This window comes from Candidatus Palauibacter sp. (assembly GCF_965216145.1).
GTDB lineage: Bacteria > Gemmatimonadota > Gemmatimonadetes > Palauibacterales > Palauibacteraceae > Palauibacter.
The window spans coordinates 3,505,343-3,518,390 of record NZ_OZ244149.1; the positions used below are offsets into that span (position 1 = coordinate 3,505,343).

General features: G+C 69.0%; 9 protein-coding genes and 2 tRNA genes. 3 read left to right on the forward strand and 8 right to left on the reverse strand.

Annotated elements, in window-relative coordinates:
* Positions 1-62 precede the first annotated feature (62 nt).
* The 6 genes from ACOOHF_RS15100 to ACOOHF_RS15125 all read right to left on the reverse strand — a co-directional run bounded on the left by ACOOHF_RS15100 (position 63) and on the right by ACOOHF_RS15125 (position 8,678).
* Positions 63-3,410: a WD40/YVTN/BNR-like repeat-containing protein gene (locus ACOOHF_RS15100; RefSeq protein WP_420462292.1), complete on the reverse strand. Its 3,348-nt coding sequence runs from the start codon at positions 3,408-3,410 to the stop codon at positions 63-65.
* A gap of 216 nt (positions 3,411-3,626) precedes the next feature.
* Positions 3,627-4,154: a hypothetical protein gene (locus ACOOHF_RS15105; RefSeq protein WP_420462293.1), complete on the reverse strand. Its 528-nt coding sequence runs from the start codon at positions 4,152-4,154 to the stop codon at positions 3,627-3,629.
* A 142-nt stretch (positions 4,155-4,296) separates the two neighbouring features.
* Positions 4,297-5,535: a P1 family peptidase gene (locus ACOOHF_RS15110; RefSeq protein WP_420462294.1), complete on the reverse strand. Its 1,239-nt coding sequence runs from the start codon at positions 5,533-5,535 to the stop codon at positions 4,297-4,299.
* A 29-nt stretch (positions 5,536-5,564) separates the two neighbouring features.
* A tRNA-Leu gene (locus ACOOHF_RS15115) sits at positions 5,565-5,648 on the reverse strand.
* A gap of 44 nt (positions 5,649-5,692) precedes the next feature.
* Positions 5,693-6,967, reverse strand: a complete 1,275-nt coding sequence (locus tag ACOOHF_RS15120; protein ID WP_420462295.1) for a serine hydrolase domain-containing protein — start codon at positions 6,965-6,967, stop codon at positions 5,693-5,695.
* A gap of 34 nt (positions 6,968-7,001) precedes the next feature.
* Positions 7,002-8,678 (reverse strand): amidase, encoded by a 1,677-nt coding sequence (locus tag ACOOHF_RS15125; RefSeq protein WP_420462296.1) that lies wholly within the window; start codon positions 8,676-8,678, stop codon positions 7,002-7,004.
* Between the two features lie 205 nt (positions 8,679-8,883).
* On the opposite strand from ACOOHF_RS15125, the gene ACOOHF_RS15130 reads away from it, so the two are divergent.
* Together ACOOHF_RS15130 and ACOOHF_RS15135 are read left to right on the forward strand one after the other, a co-directional pair.
* Entirely contained in the window at positions 8,884-9,330 is a 447-nt protein-coding gene (locus ACOOHF_RS15130) for a DUF7662 domain-containing protein (RefSeq protein ID WP_420462297.1), read from the forward strand.
* 15 nt (positions 9,331-9,345) lie between these two features.
* On the forward strand, positions 9,346-9,795 hold the full coding sequence (locus ACOOHF_RS15135) for a type II toxin-antitoxin system VapC family toxin (RefSeq protein ID WP_420464384.1): 450 nt from the start codon (positions 9,346-9,348) through the stop codon (positions 9,793-9,795).
* A 197-nt stretch (positions 9,796-9,992) separates the two neighbouring features.
* On the opposite strand, the gene cax is transcribed toward ACOOHF_RS15135, so the two are convergent.
* On the reverse strand, positions 9,993-11,144 hold the full coding sequence (cax, locus tag ACOOHF_RS15140; RefSeq protein ID WP_420462298.1) for a calcium/proton exchanger: 1,152 nt from the start codon (positions 11,142-11,144) through the stop codon (positions 9,993-9,995).
* A gap of 42 nt (positions 11,145-11,186) precedes the next feature.
* Positions 11,187-11,257: transfer RNA gene (locus ACOOHF_RS15145), tRNA-Cys, on the reverse strand.
* 110 nt (positions 11,258-11,367) lie between these two features.
* Here ACOOHF_RS15145 and ACOOHF_RS15150 point away from each other — a divergent pair.
* Positions 11,368-13,035 carry a hypothetical protein gene (locus ACOOHF_RS15150; protein WP_420462299.1) on the forward strand — a complete coding sequence of 556 codons (1,668 nt, stop codon included), beginning with the start codon at positions 11,368-11,370 and terminating at the stop codon, positions 13,033-13,035.
* The last annotated feature ends 13 nt before the right edge of the window (positions 13,036-13,048 follow it).

Consider the following 13,048-nt stretch of genomic DNA (forward strand, 5'->3'; position numbering starts at 1 on the left):
GACCCGAGCCTTGGGACACCGCGCGGGCGGCATGCGTTCGCCGCCGGCGCGGCACCTGTCCGCTAGCGCCGGTCTTCCGTGTCCGGCTCGTCCCAGAAGCCGAAGCCTTCCTTGCGGACGACTTCGAGCGTGGTCGTGAAGGTCTCGTCGCCGAGCGCGATCGCGACCGTGTACGTGCCGGGGTCGGCCAGGCCGCCTCCGCCACCGCCACCACCGCCGAAGAAGCGCCGGAAGCCGCCTCCACCGCCGCGCTCACGCATGGCCTGTGTCAGTTGCTGGAACACCTCCCGCATGCTCGCCGGATCGGGACCGCCCTCGTCGGCCCCACCGCCGGCGGGAGCCCCGCTCGCAGCCGCTCCGCCCCGGGCGCCCGCGGCCTGTCCCGCCTGCGGATAGCGCTCGGCGGGCCGGTCCTGCCATCCGCCGGTGTCGCCGCCGCCGAAACCGCCTCCGCCTCCGCCACCGCCGCCGAACATGCGCCGCAGGCCGGCCTGGTTGCCGCCCTGCATCATCTCGAGCACCTGGTCCATGGCCTCGCGGTCGACCTCTTCGTGCTCGACCAGCGAATCGCCGACCGCGGCATACATGCGGGCGTTTCGGATGCTGTCCGCCCGGTCCGCGGGCGAGGGCTCCGCCGGCGCGGTTCGCCGGTTGAACGTCCACCGGACCCGGTTGACGCCGGCCGAGGCCGACCCGTTGATCACCTGCACGGTATCGCCCGCCGAGTTGAGGATCGCGACCGAGGCCTGGGCGCCGATACCGGCTCCCGGTCCGCCGGCTCCCGCGGGCCCCATACCGCCAGGTCGGACAGCGGCAAGACCGGCCCGGTCGCCCGGAGCGCGCCCTTCCGCCGCCTCGTCTCGCTGCGACTCCCGCTCCTCACGGGCCGCTTCCGCCAGTTGCTCGGCGACATCCTCGGGGATGAAATACGAGACCTCGGCCCCGTACTCTCCCGCGTCCCCCTGGAAGGCGCTCTGGGCGATGAACTCGCCGCCCACCGGCGGATCGCCGTACTGGATCGCCGTCTTCGGGTCGAACACCGTGATCGCCTCCGGCAGGCGCCCGCCGTCCAGTTCCTGCAGGAGCGAGATGTCCGCCACGAAGATCGAGCGGCCGTGCGTGCCCGCGATGATCTCGCGCTCGCGCGGGTGGATCTTGAGGTCGTGTACCGGGACCGTCGGCAACCCGTTCATGAAGCGCGACCACGACCCGCCGCGGTCGGTGGACATGTAGGCGCCCACGTCCGTCCCCACGAAGAGCAGGTCCGGGTTCACCGGGTCCTCGCGGACGACGTGGACGAAGTCCGGCGCTCCGGTGGGCAGGTTCGACGCGATCGGCCGGAACGTCTCCCCGCCGTCGTCCGTCGCGTACACGTAGGGTGTGTAGTCGTCACGCCGGTGGTTGTCGAAGGTCACGTAGAAGCGGTTCGGATCGTGACTCGAGGGCTCGATGCGGCTCACGTACGTCCCCTCCGGCACGCCCTCGAAGCGGTCGGTGAGTTCGATCCACTCCGCCCCCTCCGGGGTGCGCCACACCCGTCCGTCGTCGGTCCCCGCGTACAGCTCGCCCTCGTTCAGCTTCGACTCGGCGAGCGAGACGATGGTGGCGAAGTTCTCCGCCCCGGTGACATCCGGGGTGATCCCGCCCGTGGTGTTGTACGCGACCTCGATCTTCTCCGGATCCGCGTAGGTGAGGTCGTCCGAGATCGGCGTCATCTCGTCCGTGTCGTAGGTCCACTTCAGCACGCGGTTCGCCCCGATGTACAGCGTCCGCGGATCGTGCGGCGACATTTCGAGCGGCGTGTTCCAGTTGAACCGCATGTCGAAGAGCGCCGAATCCTGGGCGACGAGAGCCTGGAGCTCCTCGATCTGTGCCACGTTCGCGGCCGGCGGGTCGTCGGGATCGTCCCCCGACAGGATCGCGATCGAGTCCCGCAGGGCCTGCGTGCGCTCCCGCCAGTCGGGCTGCTGCAGCTGATGCCGCTCGCCCGTGCGCGTGTTGCGCCAGTAGATGCGCCCCTGCTGTGACTCGCCGAACACGATGTCCGGGTTCGTCGGATCCTGCGGCGCGTAGAAGCCGTCACCGCCCCCGATCGAATACCACATGTGATTGTCGATGGCGCCGCCGGCCCGGGTGCTCGGCCCGCACCAGGTATAGTTGTCCTGCAGGCCGCCACAGACGCGATAGGGTGTGTCCATATTAAAGCTGACCGCATAGAACTGTCCCATGGGAATACGGTTCGGAAATTCGAAGTTCCCGCCGCCGTCCCACGTGATCGCGATCCCGCCGTCGTTGCCCAATATGAAATGGTCGGGATTGGAAGAGTCCCACCACAGTGCGTGATAGTCGACGTGCACGCCCTGGGCCGGATTCCCCACCGTGCGCCCGCCGTCACGTGAGAAGTAGAGAGAAGACCAGTAGAGGAAGTCCGGGTCGTCCGGCGACACCCACGCGCCCGAGTAGTAGAAGGGCCGCGAGTTGCTCGCGTTCATGAACTGCCACGTCTCGCCACCGTCCTCGGAACGGTAGAGTCCCGACGCGTTCCGGTCGCCGTTCTCATCCGCCTCCTCGGGGGCCTCGGCCTCGACCACCGCGTACATGATCCGGGGATAGCTGGGGGCGATGGCGATCTCGAGCCGTCCGAGCATGGTCTCGGGGAGGCCGTTGCCCTCGACCTTCTCCCACGTGTCGCCGGCGTCGGTCGACTTCCAGATGGCGCTCCCCGGACCGCCGCTCTGCAGGAAATACGGGCCGCGGACTCTTTCCCAGCTCGTGGCCCAGAGGATATCCGGGTTCCGGGGGTGCATGTCGAGGTCGACGAAGCCCGCCTTGTCCGAGACGAAGTTCACGCGCTCCCATGTGTCGCCGCCGTCCTTCGTCCGGTACAGCCCGCGCTCCTCGTTGTCGCCCCACGGATGTCCGAGCGCGGCGACGTAGACCCAGTCCGCTTTCGTCGGGTGGACGACGATGCGTCCGATCGCCTGCGTCCCCTCGAGCCCCTTCAACTCCCAGGTAAGGCCGCCATCGACGGACTTGTAGATCCCGCCTCCGGGCGAGATCGAGTTGCGGGAATCCTCCTCGCCGCTACCGGCCCACACGATGTCGGGATTGCTCGGCGCGATCGCGAGGTCGCCCATCGAGATGACCCGCTCGTTGTCGAACACCGGCCGGAAGGTGGTTCCGTGGTTCGTGGTCTTCCAGATGCCGCTCGTGGCGCCGGCGATGAAGAAAGTCCCGGTGCCCGGGACGCCCTCGATGTCGGTGACGCGCCCGGCCATGTTCGCGGGACCGAGCGAGCGCCACTCCATCTCGGACATGAAGTCCTCGTCGGCCACCGCCTGCTGGCCGGCCATCTGGCCCGGGAGGGCGGTCGTCGCGAGGAAGACGGGAAGAAAGACGCGCTTCAGCATGGTTCGCGGCTCCTGACTGTAGTGATCCCTGAGGGCGCAACGGAGTCAAAGTGGAGGACTCCCCCGACGCAACGAAAGACACCCGCGCGTCGCCCGGCGTTTGAGGGGTCCGGGCAAGGCGAGGCGGGCGGACGCCGGGGAAACCAGGGCGAAGGGGAAAAGCCCAGGCTGAGCGTCAGTCTTGCCGGGCTTCCGCCCTTACCCGACAGAGCCGGCTCAGCCGGTCTCGGCAGCAGCCTCGGGAGGCGGGGTGCCGAATACGTTCCCCTCCAGCCGCGCGACGCGGTCCGTCATGGTCACCCGCGTCTCGATCACTTCGGTGCGCACCTTGCCGAGTTCGCGGCTCAACTCCGTACGTACCTTGCCGATCTCGTCCCTCAACTCCGTGCCTACCTTGCCGATCTCGCGGCCCAACTCCGTGCGCAGCTTGCCGATCTCGCCACCCAACTCCGTGCGCAGCTTGCCGATCTCGCCGCCCATCTCCGTGCGCAGCTTGCCGATCTCGCCGCCCATCTCCGTGCGCAGCTTGCCGATCTCGCCACCCATCTCCGTGCGCACCTTGCCGACCTCGCCGCCCAACTCCGTGCGCACCTTGCCGACTTCGCCCCTCAACTCCGTGATCCTGCCGTCAAGCTTGTTCGTGGCCCCTCTGGTGAGCAGGGCAAGGCTGATCGCCGAAGCGACGACCGCCAACAACACGCCGAGGATTCCCATCGTATCCGTTTCCATGCCGTCGAGCCTCATGCTGGAGTCCGAGTGCGGCGACGGGGCACGCCCGCCGGGTTACTCCACTCGACCTCTCCGTGGATCTCAACTTAATCTCAACAGGATCGGCGATCCAACCGCCCGAGAGCGCCGGAGGGGGCAACCCTGGCACCGGCGCCAGTCAGCGCGGGACGACGCCGTGCCGGCGCAGGATCTCCAGCGTCGGTTCGAGCGGGATCGCCTCGACGGTGCCGCGGTCCCCCTCGACCGTGGTCGCGAGGAAGATGGAGTTTAGGATCGCCTCCTCGGTCGCCTCCACGGCGGCCTGGAAGAGCGGGCTCATCGCGGCGTTGGACACGCGCTCTTCGTCCCAGAGCCGGGACAGGGGGACCGAACTGAAGGCGAGCACGTAGTCGCCCGACCCGTTGCTCATGCTGCCACCGCCCCGGCCCAGCCCCAGGAGCGCGCGGCGCGCGAGGCGTTCCAGATTCCGGTGCTCCAGAGGCGCGTCCGTCGCGACGACCATGATGATCGAGCCGTCCTCGAGTGACGCGGGGGCCTCCGGCGCCTCCGACGCCGCCCCGCCACCGGCTCCGCCCGCCCGCGGACGCATCCCCGCCCGCGGGTACGGGGCATCCGGTCCCGCCCCGCCGTAGGGAGCGCCGCCCAGCGCTTCCGCCACCGGGGCCCCGTCGATGGTGAGGACCCCGCCGTGATTGGACTGGACGAGCACGCCGACGGTCCAGCCGCCGAGATCCTCCGGCAGCCGGCGGCTCGCCGAGCCGATGCCGCCTTTCCAGCCGAAGGCGATCGTGCCGCGACCCGCGCCCACGCTCCCCTGCTCGAACGGCCCCGCGTCCGCCTCGGCGATCGCGGTGAGCACATCCGACTCGCTGATCGGGCGCAGCCGGATCCGGTTCAGGAAGCCGTCGTTCGTCTCGCCCACGACCGGGTTCACGGACCTGACGTCCTCGTTGCCGGGAAGCCCGAGGAGATACGTCATCACCGCGTCGGCGGCCCGTGGCACGCAGAGCGTGCACGTCAGGACCACCGGGGACTCGAGTTCACCCATTTCCTGCACCTGGGTCGTGCCCGCGAACTTTCCGAACGCGTTCCCCGCCACGAAGGCGGCGGGAACCTTCTCCCGGAAGATATTGCCGCCGTGCGGGAGGATGGCCGTGACCCCGGTATTGATCGTGTCTCCGCTCGTCACGGTGACGTGCCCCACCCGTACCCCCGCCACATCCGTGATCTGGTTGAGGGGCCCCGTGGGCAGGACGCCCACCACGATGCCCAGGTCGCGCGCGCTCCGGCGTTCCTGCGCGACTGCGGAGGAGGCGAACGCGGCGAGCGCGAGCGCCACGGTGAACGGGACGAGCCGACGGGACGGTGACGAGGACGTGTTGCGGGGAAGCGTCACGCGTTTCCTCCATGGGGAGTCCAGGTCGATGCCGGAGGAGGGACTCGAACCCTCAAGGGATTGCTCCCACCGGATTTTGAGTCCGGCGCGTCTGCCAGTTCCGCCACTCCGGCTCCCGAACGGGGCCCCGAGATCTACCACGCGGGGTCGAGACTCGCTATTGCATTTCGTCGATCGCCTGGTACACGAGGGTGCGCAGCTTCGCGTGATCGTCGACATCGCCCGTCGGGATGAGCTGCGTGAAGTAGACGACGACGAGATCCTCGTCCGGGTCCACCCAGTAGGTGGAATGGTACGCCCCTCCCCACCCGTACTCGCCGACCGAGCCCGGCGTTCCGCGCGCGCCGAGATCGGCGAGCACGCTGAACCCGAGCCCGAAGCCACCCCCCAGTTCCCAGCCGAACTTGTCCCCCACGTGGTTCACGGTCATGAGCTCCACGCTCTTCGAGGAGAGGATGCGGGCTCCGTCGAGTTCGCCGCCGTTCAGCATCATCTGCAGGAAGCGGGCGTAGTCGTGCGCGGTGGAGAGGAGGCCGGCGCCGCCCGAGAAGCTGGTCCTCGGGCCGTCCACGTACGCGCCCTGCCCCACCATGCCGCCCGGATCGGGCGCGGGCGCGAGGCCGTCGGCCGAGGCCGAGTAGACCACGCTCAGGCGGTCGCGCTTCTCCTCGGGCAGGTAGAAGTGCGTGTCCACCATGCCCAGCGGCTCGAAGATGCGGGTGCGGAGAAACGCGTCGAGCGGCTCCCCGGACACATCCTCCACCAGGGCGCCGAGGATGTCGGTCGAATAGCCGTACACGAAGCTTTCACCGGGCTGCGCGTCCATGGGGAGGGCCGCCATGCGGCGCACCGTCTCGCGGATCGGTTCGTCGCGGTGCGCGAAGTACCAACCCTGAATGTCCGCCTCCGCCCACAGTTCCGCCCCGGGACCGCCGCCGTAGCCGATCCCGGCCGTGTGCGTGAGGAGGTCCCGGATCGTGATCGGGCGACTGGCCGGCACGATCTCGTAGCCCCCCGCGCCATCGGCGACGGCCACCGCCGTCTCCATGTACTCCGGCAGGTAGCGGCCCAGCGGGTCGGAGATCAGGAGATCACCGGCCTCCTGCAGCATCATGACCGCGACGCTCACGATCGCCTTGGTCTGCGAGGCGATGCGGAAGATGTCGTCGCTCTCCATGGGGTCGCCCGCCACGATGTCGCGATGGCCGACGGCCTGCAGGTACGAGGTCTCACCGCCGTGCGCGACGAGGGCGACAGCGCCCGCCAGCCGCCCCTCCTCCACGTACGTCTGCAGCGACTCGCTCAAGCGCTCGAGACGGTCCCCGCCGTTGTCGACCGTGGTCGAAGCGGGGGCACCGCGTACGACGAGCGCGACACCGATCACGAGCACGGGCAACACGCCCCAGAGGAGGCGTTTGGGCATCCTGTTCATCCTTCGTCCTCCGTCTTCCATTGGTCGAGTTCCATCAGTCGAGCGCCGGGTGGCGCGTGTGCCAGTCCGTCGCCGCCTGGAAGGCGTGCGCCACGCTCAGGATCTTGTCGTCCGCGAACAGATCCCCGATCAGGGTCGTGGTCAGGGGCTGGTCCGCCTCTTCGTCCTCGGGGCCCGCGGGGCCGAAGCCGTACTGCACGACGGCGGCCGGGTGTCCCGTCTCGTTCGTCAGCCCCACCTCGCCCGAACCGGTGGCGAACATGTCGAAGCCGTCCATCGCCTCGGCCATGCGCTTCATCACGATGTGGCGCCGCCGCTGCGCGTGGACGTAGTCCATCGCGAGCCCGTCCCGGCCGCGGCGGAAGCGCGTGAAATCACGCTGCTCCTGTTCGCTGAGGCCCTCCGGCACCGGCGGCAGCTCTCCGTTCGGAGCGACGTGGAAGTCGAACGCCGACGCCGACTCGGCGCCCAGCGAACTCGCCGACTGGGCGGGCAGCTCGCGCATGAGCCGCGGCCGCGCCCCCAGCTCCTCGAGCTTCTCGACGAAGGAGTGCGGCGCGTTCTCCGTGTAGCCGATCGAAAGCGAGCCGAGATCCGGCGCCCGCTCGAAGCGGAAGGGCAGCGTGACCGAGGCGGGGTCCTTCTCGTCGGCGCCGTGGATCTCGTTGAACACGAGCGCGCAGTCCTCGATCGTGCGGCACATGGGTCCCGTTTTGTCCATGCTCCACGAGAGCACCATCCCGCCGTAGCGGCTCACGCGCCCGAAGGTGGGGCGGAGGGCGCTCAGCCCGCAGCGACGGGTCGGCGAGACGATCGAACCGCGCGTCTCCGTGCCGATGGAGAATGCGACGCAGCCCGCGGCGGTCGCGGAGCCGGGCCCGGCCGATGATCCACTCGAGCCCCAGGCGAGGTTCCACGGATTGAGCGTCCGGCCGCGATACCAGCGGTCGCCGCGGGCGAACTCCCCCGTGGCGAGCTTGGCGATGAGCACGGCCCCGGCCGCGCTCAGCCGGCGCACGACCTCGGCATCCTCTTCGATCATCCGGGTCTGGAACGCCGCCGAGCCCCACGTCGTCCGCGCCCCCTCGGTGGAGAAGAGATCCTTCACACCCCAGGGGATCCCGTGCAGGGGCCCCCGCCACTCTCCGGCCCGGATCTCCGCCTCCGCCTGCTCCGCCTCTTCCCTCCCCCTGTCCTCGAGGATCGTGACGGCGCACAGGAGGACCGGGTCGTAGCGCTTAATGCGCTCGATGTAGATCTCGAACAGTTCGGTCGGAGACACGTGGCGCTCGCGGACGAGGGCCGCCAGCCGGTGCACCGGGAGGAAGGCGACCTCCTCCTCGCTCGACGGCACCGCCCCCTGCCACGGCTCGAACTCGATCGGCGTGCGCTCGAACGGGTTCAGCCCGGCGCGCCAGTACTTCTCGAGCAGCGCGCCCGTCCCGCCCGGATACGCCTGGAACTGGAGGGCCGGCGGCTCGCCGTTTCGGAGAGGGATCGTCTCCTCCTGCGGAGCTTCCCGCGCCCGCAGCCACGCGGGCGCGCGGGAAGCGCCGACGTCAGCGGTTCCAGCGGCCACCAGCGTCCTCGGATCCAGCGCCCCGGCCGCCGTGGCCGCCGCAACGACCTTCAGAAAGCCCCGCCGCCGAATACCGCGGTCCGCGGCGTCCGCCTCCGCTCCGTCGCCCGCTCCGTCGTGCTTCTCGGACACTCGCGCCTCCTGTGGCTGAGATGGGCCGATCCCGGCTCGGCCCGGGCTGCCCCGAGGGCTCAGACTGCGGAGAAACGCCCCAACCGACAACCCACCGCAGGGGAGAGCCGAAATCGAAGGGGAGGTCGCCAGCCCGTGGTTGACTGCCACGCTGTCCCCCGGGATTATATAAGTACTTGTTTTTTTTCGGCCCGGTGATGATACGATGACCGAACCTCGTACGATGCTCCTTCGTGAGGCGGCGTCGCGCGGCAAGTACGCACCGCTCTACGCGCACTTGTGCGCCCGTGGCGGGCACGAATGGCGCACGACGTTCTCGAAACTCGAGAGAATCCTCGGCTTCGGCCTTCCGGGTTCCGCGCGCATTCACCGGCCGTGGTGGTCGAATCCCGGTCGGAGCGGCGGTCACAGCCACGCCTTCTCGTGGGTGGCCGCGGGATGGAGGACGAAATCCGTGGACATGGAAGCGGAGACGTTGATCTTTGTGCAGAGTGAGGGTGCGACGGCACGAGACACGACGCATGCGTCGACCGATTCCGACCGTGGTCGGCGGTTCTCGGTCGACGACATTTTCACGCCCCACGACTTCGGGCCCTGGCCGGAGGGATTCCGCTGCAGCCGCGAGGAGATCTACGGCGACGAAGGCCGATAGGAGCCCGCCCTGTTCATTGACACCAACGTCATCGTAGCGGCCCGGGTTCCGGAAGCTCCTCAGTCCCGGATCGCCCGGCGCGCGATCTCGAGAGCCTTGCAGGGTCCTGAACGGCTCCGGATCAGCCGACAGATCATCCGGGAATACCTGGCTACGGTTACGCGGCCCCAGGCTTGGTCGACCCCGCTCGATATGGCGAAGGCCCTGGGTGACGTGGAGCGGATGTGCAGAGTCTTCGAGATCCTCGAGGACGGGCCGCGGGTCATGAGCACGCTTGCGGAGCTGTGTCGGGACGTACCTCTAGCCGGAAAGCAGGTCCATGACGCCAATATCGCCGCTACCATGCTCGCCTACGGGGAGCAGCGGCTCCTCACGCTGAACCCGAAGGATTTTCGCCGCTTTGCAGGTCGCGTGGAACTGGTTCGAATCGAAGACCCCGATCAGGCGGCTCGAGAGGAAGGGTGACGCCGGGGCGCGCGTGATCACTTCGGTAGAATGGACTTCATCCCCACTTCTTCCCTGCCACAGGAGGGTGACCCGGCGCCCCGGCGTCGTTCACCACCCACAGACCCGACCCCGCCGTGCATCGAGTGTTCCTCGGGGTCGCGACACTGAGACGCCACGAACCCGTGAAGCGTTGCTTCGGCGACCGGCCGCGCGGGCTACCCCGGAAGATTGAAGAAGGCCAGGCCCAGGAGCACGTACACGCCGAGGAGGAGGACCCCCTCCATCCAGTGCGTCTCACCGTCCCCCGAGATCTGTCCCACCACGATGACCGAAATCGCGACCGCCGCGACCTCGAGCGGGGTGAACACGAGGTCCATCGGAGCCGGACCGATCGCGTAGGAGAGGAAGACGAGCAGCGGCGCGATGAAGAGCGCGATCTGGAGCGAGGAACCCACCGCGACCTGGAGCGACAGGTCCATCTTGTTGCGGAGCGCGACGAGGACCGCCGTCGAGTGCTCGGCCGCGTTCCCGACAAGGGCGACGACGATGACGCCGACGAAGACCTCGTTCATCCCCAGCGAGTGAGCCGCGTCCTCCGCCCCGCCCACGAGGATCTCGCTCATCCAGCCGACGAAGGCCGCTGCCGTCAGGAGGACGGCGAACGACTTCCCCTTCGACCAGGCGGCCCCCGCCGCGTGCCCGTGGTCCCCGTGGTCCCCGTGGTCCCGGTGGTCCCCGTGGTGAGACGCGCCCCGGTAGAGGTCCGCATGCGTTGTGAACGCGAACACGAGCGAGAGCCCGTAGCACACGATGAGGACGACGGCGATCTCGAGGCTGAGTGAGCCCGAGACCGTCGCGGCAGCCCCCGCCGCTTCGGCATCGCTCGCCCCGCCCGCCCCGCCGCGCGTGAAGTGCAGGAGCGACGGGATGATGAGCCCCACCGCGCTCAGCAGGAGGAGGGTGGCGCCGAGCCTCGCGGCGGTGCGGTTGAACACCTGCCGGCGGAACTTCAGACCGCCGAGCAGCGCGCCGAGCCCGAACACGAGGAGGATGTTCCCGATGATCGACCCCGTGAGCGACGCCTTCACGAGGTCGTGGAGGCCCGCCTTGAGGGCGAAGATGGCGATGATGAGTTCCGCGGCGTTCCCGAACGTCGCGTTCAGCAGCCCCCCGAGTCCGGCCCCCACATGCTCGGCCAGCATCTCCGTCGACTTCCCCATGAGACCGGCCAGGGGAACGATCGCCACCGCCGAGGTAAGAAAGAGCGTGGTCGGAGACGCATGGACCACGTACTCGAGCACGAGGGTGATGGGGATGAAGACGAGGAACAGGTGGAGGGCGTTGTCCGCTTTCAGTCTGAAGGCCAACCCCACCTCCCCTTCGGTCGCTGGTCCTGAGCGGGGAAAGAGAGGCGCCGTCCGGATTCGAACCGGAGTAGGGGGCTTTGCAGGCCCCTGCCTAACCACTCGGCCACGGCGCCGCAGATCGCACAGCCTAATGGGCCGACCATCACCCGGAAAGTATCGGGACGGCGGAGCGCGGCGGCGTGCCTTCCGCGAGGGAGGACCCCGCTCGTAGCGGGGTTCGGCCATGGACTGCTATACTCGCGCCATGCTTCCGGAGATCCGGTGCCCACGCGCCCTCCCCCTCGCCATCCTCGCCCTCATCGCGCTCTCGGTACCCTGCGAGGCGCAGTTTCGCGACGCCCGTCTGCCCCGCTCCGGGCAGTTGTGGCTCCAGGTGGCGCCGACCCTGCTCAACTGGTCCGAGCAGTTCGCCCTCGACTCTTCGACGGACTCGATCGCGGACGGCGACCGGGAGCCGCTGGCGGGCCATTTCGATGGCCCGCTCGCGCGGCGGATGTTCCCGGCGCCCGACGCCCTGGTCGACGGGCTCAACGCGGATGCCGTCGCGCTCGGCTTCGATCCGGTGACGCTCGAGGACTTCTCGTTCGGCGACCTCGATTTCTCGGTGATGCGGGCCCAGATCCGGCGGCTCGCGCTCGGGGCCGAGGTGGGCATCCTCGACTGGGTCAGCGTAGGCTTCCGCGCGCCTTTCACTCTGACGGACATGACGGCCGGATTCGGCTTCGACTCGACCGCCGCGACCGTTACCGGCGCGGCGTCCGGGCTGGGGCCGGGCGACGCGTTCAGCACCGACGCGCGGGCCGCTCTCGGATCGCTCCGGCAGCTGATCGACAGCGGTACGCTCACCGGGCCGACGCTCTCCGACGCCATCGCGTTACGGGACAACACCACGGCCTTCCTGAATGTGCTGGAGCGGCGGGCCGGCGGGGGAGGCCTGATTCCCACCGCTCCGAGCACGGCGGGATCGCAGATGCTGGGGCGGTTCGCGGGCTTCGCGGCCGCGTTCGAGGCGCTGGGGCTCTCGCTGCCGGAACTCGCCCTTCCCGAGTTCTCCAGTGAAGCGGACTTCCAGGCGCTCTTCCTCGGGGCGGGACTCGCCGACCGCCTCCCGGCGAATTCGAGGAACGGTCTCGCCCTCGGGGAGATCGAGGTGTTCGCGCGGGTGAACCTCATCGACCAGATCACCCGCCGTCGTCCGATTCACGGCGCGACGGGGCCCGACGATCCGGAGCGCGGCATCCGGTTCCGAACCACCGTCGGCGGACTCCTGCGCGTCCCGATCCAGTCGCAGAACGCCCCGCCGTTCCGGGATCCCTCCAACTCCGCCGACATACCTCTCGGGGACGGACAAACCGATATCGAACTGGCGCTCTATCAGGACATCGCGTTCGGGCGCGTGTTGATGATCCAGGCGGCGGGCCACTACGGGATCCAGCAGTCCGACGCGTACGTGCTCCACGTCACCCCTCCGGATCAGCCGTACGTGAGCGGAGCGCGCCAGACGCTCCTCTTCCGGGATCTCGGAGAGTACGTCCGGGTTCTCGTCCGGCCCTCGCTGCGTCTGAACTCGGCGATGCGGATCGGCTTCGAGTACGATTACTTCAAGTTGGGGGATCCCTTCTACGCCCTCACCGACCCGGAGTCGGAAATCGGGGACCCGGGCCTCGTTGCGGCCGAGGGATCGCAGACGCGCCACCGCGTCGGGTTGGGGTTCATCGTCGACCTGTCCGAGGCGGGGGGTCGGGCGGAATTGCGGTCGGGCACGCGCGCGGTGCGGAACCCCTGGCGGTTCGGGATCTCGCTGCGACGGGCCATCGCGGGCTCCGGGGGACAGACGCCCGCCTCGTTCAGATTCGGCGCCGACTTTCGCATCCCGATCAACATCTTCTAGCGAGCCGTTCCCG